15 protein-coding genes are annotated in these 19,105 nt (G+C 64.8%); 3 read left to right on the top strand and 12 right to left on the bottom strand.

All coding sequences use genetic code 11. The features are described 5' to 3' along the window. Window positions 1-17 precede the first annotated feature (17 nt). Window positions 18-950: a LysR substrate-binding domain-containing protein gene (locus EL255_RS11575; protein WP_042652328.1), complete on the bottom strand. Its 933-nt coding sequence runs from the start codon at window positions 948-950 to the stop codon at window positions 18-20. Between the two features lie 161 nt (window positions 951-1,111). Here EL255_RS11575 and metE point away from each other — a divergent pair, with 161 nt between their 5' ends. Together metE and EL255_RS11565 are read left to right on the top strand one after the other, a co-directional pair. Continuing rightward, window positions 1,112-3,376 (top strand): 5-methyltetrahydropteroyltriglutamate--homocysteine S-methyltransferase, encoded by a 2,265-nt coding sequence (gene metE, locus EL255_RS11570; RefSeq protein ID WP_042652327.1) that lies wholly within the window; start codon window positions 1,112-1,114, stop codon window positions 3,374-3,376. 253 nt (window positions 3,377-3,629) lie between these two features. After that, window positions 3,630-4,757: an HPP family protein gene (locus EL255_RS11565; RefSeq protein WP_042652326.1), complete on the top strand. Its 1,128-nt coding sequence runs from the start codon at window positions 3,630-3,632 to the stop codon at window positions 4,755-4,757. A 36-nt stretch (window positions 4,758-4,793) separates the two neighbouring features. Here EL255_RS11565 and EL255_RS11560 read toward each other — a convergent pair whose 3' ends face one another. Next, complete coding sequence (locus tag EL255_RS11560; RefSeq protein WP_042652325.1) at window positions 4,794-6,725, bottom strand: amidohydrolase; 1,932 nt, start codon at window positions 6,723-6,725, stop codon at window positions 4,794-4,796. Between the two features lie 168 nt (window positions 6,726-6,893). On the opposite strand from EL255_RS11560, the gene EL255_RS11555 reads away from it, so the two are divergent. Continuing rightward, window positions 6,894-7,571 carry a TetR/AcrR family transcriptional regulator gene (locus tag EL255_RS11555; protein ID WP_042652324.1) on the top strand — a complete coding sequence of 226 codons (678 nt, stop codon included), beginning with the start codon at window positions 6,894-6,896 and terminating at the stop codon, window positions 7,569-7,571. Window positions 7,572-7,668: 97 nt separating this feature from the next. Here EL255_RS11555 and EL255_RS11550 read toward each other — a convergent pair whose 3' ends face one another. The 10 genes from EL255_RS11550 to nrfA all read right to left on the bottom strand — a co-directional run bounded on the left by EL255_RS11550 (window position 7,669) and on the right by nrfA (window position 18,844). Beyond that, complete coding sequence (locus tag EL255_RS11550; protein WP_042652323.1) at window positions 7,669-8,922, bottom strand: D-amino acid dehydrogenase; 1,254 nt, start codon at window positions 8,920-8,922, stop codon at window positions 7,669-7,671. A gap of 337 nt (window positions 8,923-9,259) precedes the next feature. Then, the gene (gene pbpG, locus EL255_RS11545) at window positions 9,260-10,180 is read right to left on the bottom strand and encodes a D-alanyl-D-alanine endopeptidase (protein ID WP_042652322.1); all 921 of its coding nucleotides are present in this window, start codon (window positions 10,178-10,180) and stop codon (window positions 9,260-9,262) included. Between the two features lie 415 nt (window positions 10,181-10,595). Next, entirely contained in the window at window positions 10,596-11,051 is a 456-nt protein-coding gene (locus tag EL255_RS11540; protein ID WP_042652520.1) for an NUDIX hydrolase, read from the bottom strand. Window positions 11,052-11,143: 92 nt separating this feature from the next. Further along, complete coding sequence (gene nrfF, locus EL255_RS11535) at window positions 11,144-12,328, bottom strand: heme lyase NrfEFG subunit NrfF (protein WP_042652321.1); 1,185 nt, start codon at window positions 12,326-12,328, stop codon at window positions 11,144-11,146. Continuing rightward, window positions 12,325-12,891 (bottom strand): DsbE family thiol:disulfide interchange protein, encoded by a 567-nt coding sequence (locus EL255_RS11530; RefSeq protein WP_042652320.1) that lies wholly within the window; start codon window positions 12,889-12,891, stop codon window positions 12,325-12,327. Before EL255_RS11530 ends, nrfF begins: the two co-directional genes overlap by 4 nt. Then, complete coding sequence (gene nrfE, locus EL255_RS11525) at window positions 12,888-14,861, bottom strand: heme lyase NrfEFG subunit NrfE (protein WP_042652319.1); 1,974 nt, start codon at window positions 14,859-14,861, stop codon at window positions 12,888-12,890. The genes EL255_RS11530 and nrfE overlap by 4 nt, the downstream gene beginning before the upstream one ends. 269 nt (window positions 14,862-15,130) lie before the next feature. Next, window positions 15,131-16,087: a cytochrome c nitrite reductase subunit NrfD gene (gene nrfD / locus EL255_RS11520; protein ID WP_042652318.1), complete on the bottom strand. Its 957-nt coding sequence runs from the start codon at window positions 16,085-16,087 to the stop codon at window positions 15,131-15,133. Next, window positions 16,084-16,764: a 4Fe-4S dicluster domain-containing protein gene (locus tag EL255_RS11515; RefSeq protein ID WP_042652317.1), complete on the bottom strand. Its 681-nt coding sequence runs from the start codon at window positions 16,762-16,764 to the stop codon at window positions 16,084-16,086. Before EL255_RS11515 ends, nrfD begins: the two co-directional genes overlap by 4 nt. Further along, window positions 16,761-17,357, bottom strand: coding sequence for a cytochrome c nitrite reductase pentaheme subunit (nrfB, locus tag EL255_RS11510; RefSeq protein WP_042652316.1), 597 nt, complete (start codon window positions 17,355-17,357; stop codon window positions 16,761-16,763). Before nrfB ends, EL255_RS11515 begins: the two co-directional genes overlap by 4 nt. 50 nt (window positions 17,358-17,407) lie before the next feature. Beyond that, window positions 17,408-18,844, bottom strand: a complete 1,437-nt coding sequence (gene nrfA / locus EL255_RS11505; RefSeq protein WP_042652315.1) for an ammonia-forming nitrite reductase cytochrome c552 subunit — start codon at window positions 18,842-18,844, stop codon at window positions 17,408-17,410. Between the last annotated feature and the right edge of the window lie 261 nt (window positions 18,845-19,105).

Here is a 19,105-nt window from a genome sequence, read left to right as displayed (position 1 = left end):
TTGCTTTATGTCCTGAGTCAGGCGCCCATCTTGCTGCGAATGCGCTCGAACAGGCTCTGCAGGCAGGCTTGATCCTTGTCGGCGGCGCGCACGGTCCCGTACATATGGCGGCGGATCCCGCTGCCCAGGGGACGCGCCTCGAGCAAGCCCTGGCGCACGAACCCCTCGCTGGCCCAGCGCGGCAGGGCGGCGACACCGAGCCCGGCGGCGGCCATCTGCAGCATGACCGAGGTGTTGTCCACCGGCTTGCAGCGGGCGGGCTCCACCCCGGCCGGTTGCAGGAAGCGGCTGAACACGTCCATGCGGGCCCGCTCCACCGGGTAGACCAGCAGCACCTCCTGCTTGAGATCCTCCGGGGCTATCTTGGCCTGGTGACAGAGGGGGTGATCGGGCGCCATCACCAGGGTGAGATCGAAGGCGAACAGGGGTTCGAAGTGGAGATCCCCGCGGGCCTGCACGTCCGAGGTGAGCAGCAAGTCGAGCTGGCCGCCGAGCAGGGCGCTGATGGCATCGAAGCCGGGTACCGACTCCACCTCCAGCGCCACCCCTGGCCATTGGCGGCGAAAGCCCGGCAACAGCGGCAGCAGCCACTGGATGCAGCTGTGGCAATCGAGCGCCAGGTGCAGCCTGCCCGCATCGCCGCTGTGCAGGGCCAGCAGCTGGCGCTCGGTCTGGGCCAGGGCGGGCAGCACCTGACGGGCCAGGGCCAGCAGATGCTGGCCGGCCGCCGTCAGCACCAGGGGGCGGCTCTTGCGCAGATAAAGCTCCAGGTTGAGGCGGGTCTCCAGCTCTTTCAACTGGTGGGAGAGGGCGGACTGGGTGAGGTTGAGGCAGAGGGCCGCCCCCGCCAGTGAACCCTGCTCGGCCAGGGCGCTGATGGTCTTCAGGTGCTTGAGATCTATGCCCGCGTTGGTGTTCTGATGGCTGGTCGACTGGTTGGGCACACCCATGGCACTACTCCTTTGTGCGTCAGTTGAGGATTTCTTGAGAGCCAGTTGAAGAGGATTCAATAGCCAAGGCCACCTTATCTCGTCACTCTAGATGTGTAAACATCTGGATGGCTAAATCATCCAGTTTCCCATCAGATGAATGAGCATAAGGAATTGGACCTATGACACGAGCACACACCCTGGGCTTCCCCCGTATCGGCGCCAAGCGCGAGTTGAAATTTGCCCTGGAATCCTACTGGCGCGGCGAGACCACCCAGGCCGAGCTGGTCGCCGTGGGCAAGAGCCTGCGTGAGCGCCACTGGCAGGCCCAGCGCACCGCTGGGGTCAACCTGCTGCCGGTGGGCGACTTCGCCTGGTACGATCAGGTGCTCGGCACCAGCCTGCTGGTGGACGCCGTGCCTGCCCGTCACCGCCATGGGGACACCGATCTCGACACCCTGTTCCGGGTGGCCCGTGGCCGTGCGCCCACCGGCCCCGCAGCTGCCGCCGCCGAGATGACCAAGTGGTTCAACACCAACTACCACTACCTGGTGCCCGAGTTCAGCCGCGACCAGCGCTTCAAGCTGGGCTGGAGCCAACTCTTTGAAGAGGTCGAAGAGGCCAAGGCGCTGGGACTGCCGGTCAAGGCGGTGCTGCTGGGGCCCGTCTCCTACCTCTGGCTCGGCAAGGAGAAAGAGAGCGGCTTCTCTCGTCTGGAATTGCTCGACCGCCTGCTGATCGTCTATCAGGAGATCCTGGCGAAACTGGCATCCCAGGGAGTGGAATGGGTACAGATAGACGAGCCGGCCCTGGCGCTGGACCTGCCGGACGAGTGGCGCCTGGCCTACCTCAACGCCTACGAGCGCCTGAGCGGTCCCTGCAAGCTGCTGCTCACCACCTATTTCGGTTCCGTGGCCCATCAGCGCGACATCATCACCAGCCTGAAGGTGGATGGCCTGCACCTGGATCTGGTGGCCGCCCCCGAGCAGCTGGAGACCCTGGTGCCGCATCTGCCGGCCCAGTGGGTGCTTTCCGCTGGCGTCATCAACGGCCGCAACGTCTGGCGTGCCAACCTGGGCAAGCTGGCGCCGACCCTGAAAGCATTGAAAGCCAAGCTCGGCGAGCGCCTCTGGGTTGCCTCTTCCTGCTCCCTGCTGCACAGCCCGGTGGACTTGACCCTGGAGCATGAACTGGATCCCCAGACCCGCAGCTGGTTCGCCTTCGCCCTGCAAAAGTGCTACGAGCTGGGGCTGCTCTCCGACTACCTGGACGGAGGGGATCTGGACAAGATCAGCGCCTACAGCCAGCCCATCGTCGATCGGGAGTCCGACAGCCGGGTCCACAAGCGGGCGGTGCAGTCCCGTCTGGCCAGCCTCACCAACAGCGATTTCGACCGCTTGAGTGCCTATCCGGTACGCGCCGAGGCCCAGCGCATTGATCTCAAGCTGCCGCTCCTGCCCACCACCACCATAGGCTCCTTCCCGCAGACCTCCGACATCCGGTTGCTGCGCCAGGAGTGGCGGGCCGGTCGCATCGACGACGCTGCCTACGAGGCGGGCATTCAGGCCCAGATCAAGGATGCCATCGCGCGTCAGGAAGCCATCGGGCTGGACGTGCTAGTGCACGGCGAGGCCGAGCGCAACGACATGGTGGAGTATTTCGGCGAGCTGCTGGACGGCTTTGCCATCACCCGCTTCGGCTGGGTGCAGAGCTATGGCTCCCGCTGCGTCAAGCCGCCGGTGATCACCCGGGATATTGACCGCCCGACCCCCATGACGCTGGCGTGGACCAAGTTCGCCCAGAGTCTGACCGACAAGCCGGTGAAGGGGATGCTGACCGGGCCCGTGACTATTCTCTGCTGGTCCTTCCCCCGGGAAGACGTGAGCCGCGAGCAGTCCGCTCTGCAAATTGGCCTGGCCATTCGCGACGAGGTGGCAGATCTAGAAGCCGCCGGCATCAAGATCATCCAGATCGACGAACCGGCGATCCGCGAAGGGCTGCCCCTGCGCAAGCAGGATCATCAGGCTTACCTGGATTGGGCGGTGCGCGCCTTCCGCCTGAGCGCAAGCCCTGTGGTGGACAGCACCCAGATCCACACCCACATGTGTTACAGCGACTTCAACCTCATCATTGAGGCGGTGGCGGCGCTGGACGCGGATGTGATCACCATAGAGACCAGCCGCAGCCAGATGCAGCTGCTCGAGGCGTTCGAGCGCTTCAACTACCCCAACGAGATCGGGCCGGGCGTCTACGACATCCACTCCCCGAACGTGCCGAGCCAGGGCTGGATTGAAGACCTCATCCGCAAGGCGGCCAGACAGATCCCGGCCGACCGGCTCTGGGTCAACCCGGACTGCGGCCTCAAGACCCGCGGCTGGGAAGAGACGGAGGCGGCGCTGAAAGTCATGGTCGATGCCACCAGGGCGCTGCGCGCCGAGCTGGCCTGAGTCGAGAGGCGCCGGGGCGTATAGGCGCCAACACCAGAGCCGATGGGATAAACGAGGGAGGGAAGGCCAAGGCCTTCCCTCTTTTTTGATCCGAAGGCGCAGAGGCGAGGGGCCGAGACGAGGAGGCCAGCATGTGGGGCAGGGCGGGCCTTGCAGCCTTCATGCAATGCCGCGCACGACGGGCTGGCCTTTTGCCACGGCTTCTCGCTAAAATTGCGCATTTTAAATAGATGTTATCGTCGGCGGGAGCAGGATGCAGTTCAGGGATTTTTTTCCGGTATCGACCAATACCGGCCTCAAAGAGTGTGGTTACGGCGCCCTTGGCGCCTTCCTCGGGTTGCTCGGCACCGGCTGGCTCTGTCAGTGGGCGCTGGGGATAGATGCCCACTGGCTGATCGCTCCCATGGGCGCCTCCGCCGTGTTGCTGTTCGCCGCCCCGGCCAGCCCGCTGGCCCAACCCTGGTCCATCGTCGTGGGCAACGGGGTCTCGGCGCTGATGGGGGTGGCGAGCGCCAGCCTGATCCCGGAGCCGGCGCTCGCCTCGGCGCTGGCGGTGATGCTGGCCATCGCGGCCATGTTCCTCACCCGCAGCCTGCATCCCCCCGGCGGGGCCGTGGCGCTGACCGCCGTCATCGGCGGTGAGGGGATCCGCCAGCTCGGGCTGGGCTATGTGCTGTTGCCTGTGCTGATCAACTCGGTGCTGCTGCTGGGCCTGGGGCTGCTCTACAACCGCCTGCTGGGGCGCCGTTATCCCAACGGCGGCAAGGCGGCCCCCAACCGCCACCAGACGGCGGATCCCGAGCCGAGCGCCCGGCTGGCGACCCAGGCCACGGACATCGACTTCGCCCTGGAGAAGCACGGCGAGCTGCTCGACATCAGCCGCCAGGATCTGCAGGAGCTGCTGCAGGAGGCGCAACTGCACGCCCTACGCGAGCGGGTGGGCACGGTACGCTGTCAGGATGTGATGTCGCGGGATCTCATCGTCACCTCGCCGGAGGCGTCGGCCATGGCGGCATGGGAGCTGCTTTCCCGGCACAGGGTCAAGGCGCTGCCGGTGGTCGATGAGGCGCAGCGGCTGGTCGGCATCCTCACCCTGCACGATCTCATGATCGACCGGGAGCGGCAGCTGCCGAGGGAGGCCGCCTGCTTCGAGCAACATAGGGTGGGGGATCTGATGACCCGGGAGGTGCGCACGGCCCGGCGCTATCAGCCGCTCTACGATCTGGTGGCGGCCTTCTCCGATGGCGGGCTGCACCACATGCCGGTGATGGATGGGGAACGCTTGGTGGGGATCCTGACCCAGTCGGACATGGTGGCCGCCCTCTTTACCCTGGCCCTGCAGCCCGGCTTGGTCGATGAGCCCGCCTCCTCCGGCACATAAGCAACGGGCCCCTCGCGGGGCCCGTTTCGTTTTGGGTCACTGGGTGCCGTAGATCGTCTCCCCCTGGAACACCGTCCGCTCGACTTGGGTCTCTGCAATCTGCTCCGGCGTCCCGGCGTTGACCAGGGCGAACAGATCCCGATCGAGCACGATGAAGTCCGCCGACTTGCCCACCTCGATGGAGCCGGTGATGTCCCCCTGGCGAACCGCCTTGGCGCCGTTGATGGTGTAGGCGGCCAACATCTCGGAGAGGGAGATGCGCTGGTTGGCACGATAGTCATCCTTGCCATCCGCCGCCTTCATGATGCCGGCGGCCATGTTCTCGAAGGGGCGGGGATCCCGGCTGTCCACCGGCGCATCGCTGCCCGCCACCAGCACGGCGCCAGCCTTGCGGGTGCTCTCGACCGGGTAGAGGGCCTCATGCAGATAGCCAAGGGGATCGTAGATCGCCTCGCTCAAGCTTTGCCCCACCTTGGTCGGCTGGATGAAGGGGCTGACCAGCATGTCGTAGGCGAGCTGGGGCGTGGTCCAGGCGTAAGTGAAGGTGAGATAGAGCCCGAGATCGCCAAGGCGCTTCTGATCGTCGGGATGAACCACCTGCAAGTGAGCCAGGGTGTGGGGAATGCCGTGATCGCCGTTGCTGGCGCGGGCCGCCTCGAGCGCATCCAGCGCCATCCGGGTGCTGCGATCGCCGATGCTGTGCATGTGGATGCTGAAGCCCGCCTCGTCGAGGGCGCCGACGTAGCGCTTCAGATCCGCATCCCGGTAGTTGACGATGCCGTTGCTGCCGGCGTCCTCGCTGTCGGCGGTGATGGTGACCTCGGCACTGTCGGGATCCATGGCCAGATGGGGGCGGTGGTAATTCTCCAGCATGCCGGCATTGGGCAGGAAGACCGGGTCCGTGAAGGGATCCCCTTCGATCACGCCGTCGAGGAAGATCTTGACCGCGTCGGCCTTGATCAGCGGATCCTCGGCGAAGCTCTCCCTGACTTCTTTGGCCTTGGCCAGGTGGCCCGCGAGATCGAGCTTGCCGCTGTAGTCGTCCTGGTTGAAGCAGGTGGCGGCGGTGACGCGCATGTGCAGCAGATCCTGCGCCTCCATGTTGAGCAGTCGCTGGCGGATGAAGTCGGAGGAGCAGGCATCCTGTACCCCGGTGATGCCGCGAGAGGCCATCAACTCGGAGATGGCGGGCAGGATCTTGTCGTATTGAGCGGCGGCCTGATCGCCGCTGGCGCTCAGCACGCCGCTGTCGGGCACCGGAATGGCGCTGCGGGCCGCGTCTCGGATCACCCCGCTGGTCAGGTCCACATAGGGAATGAACTCAGCGAACACGCCGCCCGGCGCCAGGGTGGTGGTGTTGAGGCCGACGACATTGCCATCCTTGTCCTGGGCCAACGCCAGCGCCCGGGAGTTGTAGGCACCGGCGTGGCCGTCGACCCCGGCCAGCATCACCGGATTGTCCGGTGCCATGGCATCCAGGGTCGCCAGCAGGGTGGCATAGCTCGGGGTTGGGGTGTTGCCATCGTAGGGGGACCACTGATTGATCACCAGCCAGTCGCCGGCCTTGGGCGCATAACGGGGCAGGCACTCCTTGACCTTGGCGGCCAGCTGGTCCAGATCGATGCTCTGGCCGTCGAGATCGCACATGTCCAGCGCCACGGTGCCGAGCAGGTGGATATGGTTGTCGTGCAGGCCCGGCAGCACCATCTTGCCGTTCAGATCCACCACCTTGGTGGCGCTGGTCTTGAGGGCCTCGGCCCCCTCGCGGGAGCCCACGTAAGTAAACTTGCCGTCGCTGACCACCATGGCCTCGGCCTGGCTGCGCTGCCCGTCCTGGGTGTGGATCTTGCCGTTGAGATAGAGCGTATTTTCCTGCGGGGGCTCACTGCTGTCCTGCTGGCAGCCGAGCAGGCCGCCCACCAACAGGGCGGCGACACTCAGCCTGAATCTGGTCTGTTTGCTATCCATTGCATGCTCTCCTTTAGTTAATTGCAGTTTTTACTGCATATATGAGCACTTATGTTTATTGCAGCTATTCTGAAAAATGCCAGTGATTACTGCACTTTTTTTTGACTTGTGTTTACCTTGTCTCATCATGTAGTTATGACAACCAGTCGCCATGGAGTAGGGAAGCCAATGCCGGATCATTCATTGCCGAGCGCGCTGTGCATGCGGCGCCAACCTAGGCAGCAACGTAGCCAGGAGGTCGCGGCTCGTATCGAGCAGGCCACCCTGACGCTGCTGCATGAGCAGGGGTTTGCGGCCCTCAACACCAATGCCATCGCCGCTCGCGCCGGGGTGGGCATCAAGTCGCTCTATCACCTGTTCCCGAACAAGGAGGCCATCATCTGCCGGCTCGCCATGGACTGGCTGGCGGCGGTGTGTCAGGCGCAGGAGGAGATCCGGCAGCAGGCCCACAGCTGGCCGCAGACCCTGCTGCTGCTGGATCAGGCGCTAGACGCGCTGGACAGCCGCTTCGTCGGCTATGGCGCGCTCTGGCAGGCGATGGATCTGATCCCGGCCCTGCACGAGGTCGAGCAGGAGCACGAGCGGGGCCAGATTGCCTTTTGGTCCGAGCGGCTGCGTCACTTCGGTTGCCGCTGGCCCGATCCCGAGCTGGAGGTGCTGGTGCGCTACTTCTACCGGACGGCGGATGTGGTGAAGCAGTACGCCAAGGAGCAGGGGGCGCTGGGGCAGCGCGTTTGGCTGCTGCATCGCGGCTGGAGCGAACGGCTGGTGGCGGCGGCCATCAAGGAGCCAGACCCCGAACGGGTCTGGCAGTCGCTGCCCGGGCTGACGGCGAGGGGAGATTGAAGGAGCAGAATGGGCGGGATGACAAGAGGGAGTGCCAGGCACTCCCTCTTGCATAAGGCGCTGGTGCGCCCCGTGGGTAACGACTCAGCCCTGGGGCTCAGCCATAGCGTGCCAGGGTCAGCCCCTCGTCACTGATGGCGGGCACCTTGCCCCCGATGAGATCCGCCAGCAGCTGACCCGAGCCCGCCGCCATGGTCCAGCCCAGGGTGCCGTGGCCGGTGTTGAGCCAGAGCCCTGGTATGGGGCTGGGGCCCACCAGCGGGGTGCCGTCCGGCGTCATGGGGCGCAGCCCGGTCCAGAATTCGGCCCGGGCGAGATCGCCACCGTCGGGGAAGAGATCCCTGACCACCATGGCCAGGGTGTCGTGGCGCTTGGGATTGAGCGCCAGGTTGAAGCCGCTGAGCTCGGCCATGCCGCCGACCCGGATCCGCTCATCGAAGCGGGTGATGGCGACCTTGTAGGTTTCGTCCAGCACTGTGCTGCGCGGCGCCGCCTCGGCATCGATCATCGGCAGGGTGAGGGAGTAGCCCTTGACCGGGTAGACGGGCAGCGCTATCCCGAGCGGGCGCAACAAGCCGGTGCCGTAGCTGCCAAGGGCGCAGACGATGGCATCGGCCTGCCAGCGTCGCTCACCGGCCCGCACCGCCACGGCCCGACCCGCCGCCAGCTCGACCTCGTCGATGGCGCAGTTGAAGACAAACTCCACACCCAACCGTTGCGCCTCGGCCGCCAGTGCCTGGGTGAAGCGGAAGCAGTCGCCGGTCTCATCGCCGGGCAGCCGCAGACCGCCGACTATCTTGCCGCGCACCCGGGCCAGGGCCGGCTCGGCCCCTTCGCAGCCGTCGGCATCGAGCGCCTGATAGGGGACGCCGTACTCTTCCAGCACGGCGATGTCCCGCTTGCTGGCCTCCAGCTGCGCCGCGCTGCGAAACAGCTGCAGGGTGCCGAGTTGGCGCCCCTCATAGTCCAGCGCCAGCTCATCGCGCAGTTGCTTCATGCAGTCACGGCTGTACTCGGCGAGGCGCACCATGCGCCCCTTGTTGGTGGCATAGGCCGCCGGGGTGCAGTTGGCGAACATCTTCAGCATCCAGCTGAGCTGGAAGGGATCCGAGGTGGGCCTGACCGTGAAGGGGGCATGCTTCTGCAGCAGCCATTTCGCCGCCTTGAGCGGGATGCCGGGCGCCGCCCAGGGGGAGGCGTAGCCGGGGGAGATCTGGCCCGCATTGGCATGGCTGGTTTCGAGCGCAACCCCGCTTTGTCGCTCCAGCAGGGTCACCTGATGACCCGCCCTGGCCAGATACCAGGCGCTGGTCACCCCAATCACCCCGCCACCCAATACGACAATCTTCATCACATCATCCTTTGTGCATGTTGAATCCTGCTGCAACCTCGCCGACTGCGAGCCGAGATCGCCGGTTGCCCATCACGTTATCATCGGCAGCGGGATCGGCAAATCCGATGGCTTGAAAATGTGATTTATCACCACCTTAACATTCAACGCCAGTGTTTCATCATGGCCGTTCATGTTTCGTTGATGTTTGATGCTGAGGAAAAACGGGGGAGAAGCATGCCGAGATCGGCCAATGCAGGCGACCCCGCCGGGCGCCGGCCGAGGGCGACCGCCTGGCGAACAGATAACAAAACACCGCAGGCGGATGGCCTGCGGTGTTGGCGGGGAGTCTGAGGGCTTAGGGTGCCGAGAAGAGCTTGGTCTGCGGCGTGGATTGGGCGGTCAGGGTCATGCGGCCAGAAGTCTCCAGCCAGGTCTTGATCCGCTTGGCATCGGCGACCCGCTCGGCTGTGGTATCAGCGTGCAGCAGCACCATGATCACGGGTTCGTTGCTGACGGTGGTGCCCATCACCAGGCAACGGCCCGCCTCGCGGATATAGCCGGTCTTGGAGACCAGAATGGGCCAGTTGCCCTCCCGCACCAGCCGGTTGGAGTTGTGGTATTGCATCTGGCGTTTGCCGTTGCGCACCAGCCTGTGTTCGGTGGAGGTGTACTGGCGGATCAGCGGGTAGCTGGAGGCGGTGGCCGCTAGCTTGGCGAGGTCGTGGGCGCTGGAGACGTTGCGCGGATTGAGCCCCGTGCTGTCGGCGAAGTGGGTGTCCCACATGCCGAGCATGCGAGCCTTGGCGTTCATCGCCTCGACAAAGGCGCGGCGGCCCCCCGGGTAGTGCCTCGCCAGGGCCGAGGCGGCGCGGTTCTCCGACGACATCAGGGCGATGTGCAGCATGTCGGCACGGCTCAGGCGCGAACCGATGGCCAGGCGCGAGCCGGTGCCCTTGATCCTGTCCACATCGTCCATGGTGACGGTGATGGGGTCGGCGAGGCGTTGATTGCCATCCAGCACCACCAGCGCCGTCATCAGCTTGGTGATGGAGGCGATTGGCATTACCCGGTCGGCGTTGCGCTCGGCCAGGATCTCGCCGGTGCGGGAGTTGGCAACCACGAACGCATCCGAACTCAATGAGAGGTTGTTGCGTGTCTGGATCAGGCTGTTGGTGGAGGAGGAGGTCGCAGAAAATGGATTGGCATGGGCGCTTTCCATGCTGACGGGAAGCAGGAAGGCACCGAGCAGCACAGGAAGAAAAGGGCGAAGGTTCATGATTGGGCTCTACTACGACTCACAGGGATATTTGGCTAAGTTATATGACGGGAACTGACGCTTCACAATGCCAAAAGTTCCCTTTTTTCATTTTTATGGGGTGGCGCGTCTTGAAATAAGCCGCCTGGCGACTACGGCGCCATCCCATTCGGCAATACAGGGCCATGGATGGGTCTGATGACCCCGGGTTTTCACCGCCATGGCGGTGCACTATATGCCTGTTATGGCCATCCGTTACCACTCTTTTTACGCCCCTTGTCGCCTTATCCCCAGCCAGGTCCCTGAATGTCATCCGGGATTGAAAAACCATGACCAGAGGACATGCCAACTGTCCTAGGATGGAGGCATCTCCTTGCTTCTATGATATGGGGCTAGAGATGCCGCACAGGGCAGACATGACCGCCGGCACTCGGGGTTATGGGTCTATGTTGACCTTCATCAGCGCCGAGGGGCGGCTGGCCACGAAGCAGTGCCAGACGTGGTCATAGAGCGCCTTCTGGCCGGGAAAGCTCACCAGCGTCTTGGCCTCGGCCAGGCTGCACCAGCGATACTCGGTGTGCTCGTCGTTGAGCCGCACCTGCTGGTCGGGTGGGCAATAGGCCACGAAGACCGGCACCACCATCACAGTATTCGAGGCCGCCTCGTAAAACTGCTCCAGATATTGGCCGTTATACAGCTCGGAGACCGCGATGCCGGTCTCCTCGCCAAATTCGCGCACTATGGTCTGCCAGCCGGTTTCCCCCGCCTCGACCGTACCTGCCACATGGCACCAGAAGCCGCCCTTGACCCTGTTCATCAGCAGCATCTTGGTCTGGCCATCGATTTCAGATAGCGCCACACCGGCAACGGCGTGACAGCGAATGGGGATCATGTGGGCACCTTGGGGTTGCTCAATCAGGGTGTGCATTATGGATTTGATCGATGTGCTTGCGCCATCTTCTGCATCCGCATCTCCCAATTCGATTATCCCCCCATGATGCGGGCGGTCTGGATGGCCTGAATAAGGGCGGCGCGGTTGATACGGGGGCGCTCGCCATCGAGCAGCCGCTGCCACAGGGCGATGGCGTCGCCGTAGCGGCCGTGCAGGAAGTGATCGGCGGCGAGCAGCATCAGGGCGCTCACTTCCCCCTTGTCTAGTGCTAGGGCTGCGTCGAGCAGGCGGTGCGCCTCCGGGGTGAGTTGCTGGCCCGCCTGGTAGTAGCGCACCGTGGCCTGGGCGGCCAGGGTGGCGGCGCTGGCGCCCCCTTCCAGCAGGGCCAGGCGCTGATAGGCGAGCCAGGCGTCCTCGTATTCGTCCCGATAGAGGTAAAGCTGACCTAGCTCGGCCCAGCCATCGAGATCCCGGGGGTTGTCTTGCAGCCGCCGGTGCAGAGCGCCGAGCTCCTTGTCCTGCAAGTCGCGGGGGCTCAGCCCCGCCAGGGGGTCGGGGCGCGACTGATAGGCCTGCCAGGCCTGATAGCGGCCTGTGCTGGCATAGAAACCGCTGACCAGCGCCAGCAGCACCATGCCCAGCAGCAGCCAGGGCAGGGGCCTGAGGGGGCCCGAGTCTGCGAGTCTGGCCCGCAAGGCTTGCTCGGCAACTGGGGTGGCATTGGCGAGCCGCGCCTGCTCCAGCTCCCGATGGAGGCGCGAGTGCGGGGCCAGTCCGGCCTGCTGCTCCACCATGATCAGCCGATTGAGCTCGGCCCTGGGATCCTGGGCGGGAGCCCCCTGCGGCTGATAGCCGAGCAAGGGTGCCCGCGCCTGGTGCCTGCGCCGCAGGCTACGGCGCAGGAGCAGCAGCGCCAGCAGCAACAGCAGCAGCGGGCCGGCCCAGAGCAGCGCCGTGCCGGCCTTGAGGGGGGGATCGTAGCGCACGAAGTCGCCGAAGCGGGCCGTCATGCGGGCGATCACCTGCTCGTCGCTCTGCCCCTCGTCCACCCAGCGGTAGACCTCGAGCCGCAGATCCCGGGCGATGGGGGAGTTGGACTCCACCAGGTTCTGGTTCTGGCACTGGGGGCAGCGCAGGGCGCGGGCCAGCTCCTGGGCGCGGCTCTGCAATTCAGGGTGGCGGAATTGATAGGTATCGACCCCGCTGGCCAGGGCGCCCGGGCTCAGGGTCACGTCGACGACAAGCAGCAGGGCGCAGAGGATGATGGGGGCTTTCATGGTTTGCTCTCTTGTCGCGCGGGCGCGGGGGATGCCAGGGGTGCGGCGCGAGCTTCGTTGAGTTTTGGCACAAACTGGCGCTGCCACACCTCGCGAGTCAGCTCGCCGGTGTGGCGCGAGAGCAGGGTGCCGTCGGCGGCAAAGAGATAGGTCTCTGGCGTGCCGTAGACGCCGAGCTCCAGCGCCAACTTGCCGTCCGGATCCGCCAGCACGGCGTTATAGGGGTTGCCTGCCGCCTTCAGCCAGGCACGGGCCGCGTCCCCCTTGTCTCTGTAGTTGAGGCCATAGAGCGGCACTGTGCCCGCCAGCTCGGCCAGCAGCGGATGTTCGGCGCGGCAGTTGGGGCACCAGCTGGCCCAGACGTTGAGCACGAAGGGCTTCCCCTTGATAGCCCGGGTGTGGATGGGATCACCGCCAAACAGATCCGCGCTCTGCCAGTCGGGCAGGCCGCGGCCCAGGGTCGCCTCGTCCTGGCCGTAGGGATCGTTGCCCAGCCCGAGCCAGAGCAGGGTGCCGAGGCCCAGGGTCAGCAGCAGAGGGATAAAGAGGCGTAGCCGGCTCATTGTGCCTCCTCGGGTTGGCGGGTTTGGCCCGGCGAGATATTGCATGCCTGACTGGCGGAGGGACATTGGGCCACCAGCAGCGGGCGGCGACCCAGCAAACGCAGGGCACCGCCCGCCATCATCAGCAGGCCCCCCAGCCAGATCCAGCGCACCAGCGGTTTGTGGTGCAGGCGCATGGCATAAGCGTCCGGCCCCATCTTCTCCCCCAGCACCACGTAGAGATCGCCAAACAGGCCCCAGGCGATGCCGGGTTCGTTCATGTTCATGGTGCGCACGCTGTAGTGGCGCCGCTCCGGCTGCAACCGGGCCACCTCCTTGCCCTCCTGGTGCACGCTGAGGGTGATGCGCTCGGCGGTGTAGTTGGGGCCGAGCAGCGGCTCACTCCCCTCATAACGAAACTCATAGGCGCCGAGCGAGTAGGGGCTGCCCGCCTTGAGCACCGTGCCCCCCTCCTGGCTGTGGTGGCTCACCTGATTGATGCCGAGGGCGCACACCGCCACCCCGAGGTGGGCCAGCAGGCTCCCCAGCCGGGCGGCACTCAAACCGCCCGACTTGAAAGGGAAGTTGAGCAGCAGGCTCGCCAGCAGCCAGAGGCTGACCACATTGGCGATAAGACCAGTCCAGCTGAGCGCTCCCTGCTCGCGATAACAGAGGCTGAGCAGGCCGCCCCCCAGCATGCCCAGCAGCAGTGGCAGCAAGGTCTTGATGGGGGAGCTGGCCTTCAGTCCCTGCCAGCGCAGACGCGGGATCTGGGTCATCAGCGCCATCAGCACCAGCGCCAGCGGCACGAAGATGGCATTGAAATAGGGGGCGCCCACCGAGAGCGAGCCTAGGTGCAGCGACTTGAACACCATGGGGTAGAAGGTGCCGAGCAGCACGCTGGCACAGGCCACGCAGAGCAGCAGGACGGCGGCGCCGAGCAGCCCCTCCTTTGACCAGAAACCGAAGCGGGCGTAGGGGGAGCGGGTATCGGCCCGCAGCGCAAACAGGGTGAGCGCCGTGGTGAGCAGCAGGCCGAGCAGCAACAGCAGGGTCAGGCCGCGGTTGGGATCCACCGCGAAGGCATGCACCGAGGTGAGCACCCCGGAGCGCACCACGAAGGTGCCGAGCAGGCTCAGGGAGAAGGTGAAGATGGAGAGCAGCAGCACGCCGTGGCCGTAGGCGCCGCGCTTCTCGCAGACGACGAGGGCGTGCAGCAGGGCGGTGCCCAGCAGCCAGGGCAGCAGGGAGGCATTCTCCACCGGATCCCAGAACCACCAGCCGCCCCAGCCGAGCTCGTAATAGGCCCACCAGGAGCCAAGCACTATGCCGGCGGTGAGAAACACCCAGGAGCCGAGTGCCCAGGGGCGGCTCCAGTGGGCGACGGCGCCATCCAGCCGGCCCGAGTGCAGCGCCGCCATGGCGAAGGCGAAGTTGACCGCGAAACCCACGTACCCGAGGTAGAGCAGGGGCGGATGGATGATGAGGCCGATGTCCTGCAGCATGGGATTGAGATCGCGGCCCTCCAGCGGCCCCGGGAACTGCCGGTCGAACGGGCTGGAGAAGGCGAGGGTGTAGAGGCCGAACAGCCCGACGATCAGCCCCATGATGGCCAGCACCCGCACGCTGATCAGCGGATCAACCCGCATCGAGCAGAGCGCCACCAGGGCGCCCCAGAGCGCCAGCGCAAACACGAAGAACAGCATGGAGCCCTCGTGGCCGCCCCACACGGCCGCGAGCTTGAAGCCCATGGGCAGGGCGCTGTTGGCGTGTTGGGCCACATACACCAGGGTGAAGTCGTTTTGACCAAAGCCGATGGCGAGCAGCCCCAGCGCCGCCCCGAGCAGGGCGGCATTGAGCAGCGCCAGCGGTTTGGCGCAGCCGAGCAGCGGGCGCGAGGCGAGTCTCAGCCCCAGCCAGGGCAGGGTGCCTTGCACCAGAGACAGCGCCGTCGCCAACAACAGTGAGAGATAGCCCAGCTCGGCCAGCACACAACCTCCAACATCCAGAATCCAATCAGGTCCTGCCGCATCCGCCGTCTGAGGTGACAGAGGCTGTGGCATGACCAGAAACCGCGGGGCTTCAACAACGGACAAGCGCCAGCCGCTCGGGGTGACTGGCGCTTGTGGTTTTTCCTTATACCACCGTCATCTGGTGGGCATACGAGGATGAAGCATCAACAGACAGCAGCATGTCCATCAGGGTTAGTCTGCAAGCAGACGTCGTATGGCCGCTTTTGCTACCAATCATGACTCTCTCCTTATACCACTGTCATCTGGCCGGCATAGAGCACGAAGTAGCGCAACAGCAAGACGCCGAGCAGGGTCAGGCTGCAGACCAGCACCAGGTGGCCGCGCCTCTCCCGCAATGGGGCCGGGGTGAGCAGGCCGAGCAACTGGGGCAACAGCATGCCGATGCCGACCACCCCGACCCAGAACACCTGGGACCAGAAGCCGCCGCCGATGGCGGCCCACATGGCCACCTCCTTCTGACCGCCGCCAAAATAGAGGCCGGTGAAGAAGCAGATCAGCAGCAGTATCTCCACCGCCAGCAGCGGGCGCTCGAAGCGATGCACGAAGTGCACCCCCACACTGTGGTGATCCTCTTTAAAGAGCGTTACCGCCAGCAGGATGGTGGCGGCTATCCCCGAGCCGATGCCGGACACCAGGAACAGCACCGGCAGCACAGGGTTGTTCAGCAGCGGATAGGTCTTGAGGGCGGAGAGCAGGAAGCCGGTATAGGCACCGAGCAGCACCGCCAGCAGCAACAGCAGCGGTGCCAGCAACCGCTCGACCCGGGCCAGCAGGCCTATCAGGCCGTCCACGAAGGCAAACTTCTGTTTGAACAAGCGGCTGCGCAGCGCCTCGATCTCGGCCCTGAACACCACCCCTAGCCAGGCGAACAGCACCGCCATGTAGAGCTGGAACAGCATGACCCCCATCGACATCACGGAGTCGAACTGGTAGTGGAACATCAGCTTCCAGAAGGTCCAGGGGCGGGCCAGGTGGAAGATGAGGATCAACAGCCCCAGCATCACGCACAGCGGCGCCAACAGGGCGGTCGCCTTGATGATGCCGCTCTCGCTGCCGGCCCCTTTCCTGCGCAGTAGCACCGAGAGGCTGGTGGCCCCGGCGGAGATGCCGAGCAGGAACAGGTAGATGGCGATTGGCCAGTCCCAGACTAGTGAAGGGAAGTGAAATGCGGCTTGCATCGTCATGACTTGATCTCCCCTTTGGGCACGCGGTACATCTTGGGCGAAGTGCCGAGCGCCTGCTTGTAGCGATAGGTGGTCTCCTTCACCAGCCGTTTTGCAATCGGGCTGCCCGGATCATCCAGATTGCCGAACACCAGCGCCCTGGTGGGGCAGGAGGCCACGCAGGCGGGCTCCTTGCCCTGGGCCAGGTTGGTCTTGCGGCAGAAGTCGCACTTGTCGGCGACCCGGGTTACCGGGTTGATGAAGCGCACCTGATAGGGGCAGGCCGCCAGGCAATACATGCAGCCGACGCAGAGATCCGGGTTCACGTCGACGATGCCGTCCTCCGCACGAATGTGGGAGGCGCCGGTCGGGCAGACGTGCACGCAGGGGGCGTTGTCACAGTGCTGGCAGGACTTGCGAAAGAAGTGGTAGTCGGCGTTGGGGAACTCGCCGACGGGGCCGGTGCGGAGGATCTCGAGGCGCGAGACCCCCTGTGGCACCTGGTTCACCTCCCGGCAGGCATCCATGCAGGCGGTGCAGCCGATGCAGGCCGTCTCGTCGTGCAGCATGCCGTAACGCACCCCGTCTATGGTCTGGCTGTGGGCGAGGGTGCCGGCGTTGGCGCGAGCAGGGCCCGTCATCATGATCAGCGCACCCGCTCCCATGCCAGCCATAAACTGACGGCGAGAGCAGCTCATGGTGCCTCCTTGCCCGCATTGACCTGCAGGCCGGCCGCCTTGGCTTCATGCTGCTTGCTGTGGCAGTCGACGCAGAGCTTGATGCGGGATTTTTCCGGGATGCCCACCATGGGCTCCTTGGCCGGGTGCAGAGCATGACAGCTGGTGCAGCTGAGTTTGCTGGCGTGCACATCGTGGGCCCAGAGCGCCTCGCGCAGCGGTTTGGGCTCGTGGCAGCTCATGCAGACCCCGTTCTGCTCCGCGATGGGATAGCCATTGTCACCTTGCTTCTCATTGAAGCTGTCGCTGAAGCGCATCACATCCTTGACCCCTTCCCGGTGCTGGGGGGAGGGGTTGCCGTGACAGTTGGTGCAGGTCACAGGCGCCAGGTTGTTGGGGTTGGTCGCCTGGCCATGCTTGCCGTGCATGCCCTCCTGCTGCTCCTTGTGGCAGTCGGTGCAGGCCTTGTCGGGGTTGCGCAAGAACTCCACTTCATGTGTCTGGGGCAGTGCGGCCGGGGCGGCGGCGCTGTCCGCGGCCTGGCCCTGCAGGCTGGTGAGCAGCATGGCTGCCATCAGCATCAATCGTAAGAAATCCATCGTTAAATCACCCATAGGAAGCCTCCATCCAGCTGCGGGCCCGGCTTGCGGGCCCGCAGGCCTCGTTACTGTGCGAGCCGTCCGGCCGCCTTGGCCTCGGCTTCCCAGGCAGGAACTGTGGTCTTGAGGAACTGGGCCTTGTCGGCATTCATCTGCTTCATGTCCATGCCGAGGGCGGCCTGGGCCTTCTCCTTGGTGGAGATGTCAGGAATGGCGATCTCGTGGCTGATCCCCTTGGCGGCCAGCAGACGGGCCAGCTTGGTGCGGGCATCGGCGGCCTTGTCCAGGGCGGTGCCCAGCATGCGCAGCGCCACTTCCGGGGCGTGCATCTGCACCCCGTGGGAGGCGATGGAGAAGTCCCAGCGCCATTGGGCGTGACGGATGTCCTGCAGGATGTCCTTCATCTCGGCCTCGGTGGCGCCGGCATCCCAGGCCGCCTTGGCCTCGAAGTGGGCATGCACCAGCTGCTTCTCGACCTTGAGCTTGATCTCGGTCACCGCATCCTTGCGCTGCTTGACGACCCCTTGCAGCATCTCCTTGCTCTGGGTGTGGCAGTTGCGGCAGGTCTGCTCGAAGCGATCGAAGGGGTTACCCACCTTGTGATCCGTGTAGACCTTGCCCTGCTCGTTCTGCACCTTGGGCATGTGGCAGTCGACGCAGGCGACGTTGTTCTGGCCGTGGATCCCGGCGCGCCAGGTCTCGTATTCGGGGTGCTGTGCCTTGAGCATGGGGGTCTTGGAGAGGGCATGGACCCAGTCGGAGAAACCGATCTCGTCGTAGTACTCTTCCATCTGCTCGACCGTGGTGCCCTTGTCCCAGGGGAACTTCACCGCCTTGGTGGGGCCGTTGAAGTAGTACTCCACGTGGCACTGGCCGCACACCTGGGACTGCTGATCGAAGCGACCCTGCTGCTTGAACGGCTTGTTGATGGCGGTCATGGCGCGGTCGGCATAGGGGCGGGAGAGGTGCAGGGCGGGTTTGCCCTCCTTGAACTCCTTCGAGGCGGTGTCATGGCAGTCGGCGCAGCCGATGGTGTTGACGATCTCGGGGCCACCCTTGGCCCACATCCCCTTGAAGTAGCCATCCTCGCCCTTCTCATCGATGACGCGGGCGACGTCCGGTCCCTTGCAGCTCCAGCACGCCATGGGCAGCGGGCCATCCTCGGCGGTCTTGGGGGCACCGGTGCGCAGGCTCTCCCGCACGTCGGTCAGGGCGTAGAAGTGACCGCGCGGTTTGTTGTAATCCTTGGAGAAGGGGTAGCCGGCCCAGAGCACTACCATCTGGGGATCCTCGGCCAGGGCGTCGGTGCGCTCCCGGCTCTCGCTGGTCGACTCCCAGCTGTTGAACTGATCGGCGTGATCCTTGGCAAACAGCTCGCTGCGCGCCTCGATCTTGCCCTTGGCCTCATCGGCCTGTGCCCAACTGCCGGTGCTCAGCAGGGTGGTCAGTAGCAGGGCGGCGAGGCCCGGCCTGAATAGCTTGTTGTGTGAACCCACGGTCATCACTCCCAGATAAATATCATTGCCGGACCTGACCGTTCCATCTTGTTGCGTGGACATCTGTGCTCATCGGCGATGGGCATGGCAGGTCGATTAATTGTTATTGATGCATAAACAATGCTTTTTATACGATTACTCGAGGGGAATGATACCAAATGGGTAATATGGATGATGATTAATCACCGGCGCCTTTGCGCTAGATCAATTGCCGATGCAGGCAAATGCCAGAAATGAGATCCAGGTTTAATTCTTTAACTGTATTGA

The organism is Aeromonas encheleia (genome assembly GCF_900637545.1).
Classification (GTDB): Bacteria; Pseudomonadota; Gammaproteobacteria; order Enterobacterales; family Aeromonadaceae; genus Aeromonas; species Aeromonas encheleia.
Note: the sequence above shows the minus strand (reverse complement) of the source record. Positions and strands in the feature narration are given on the sequence as shown.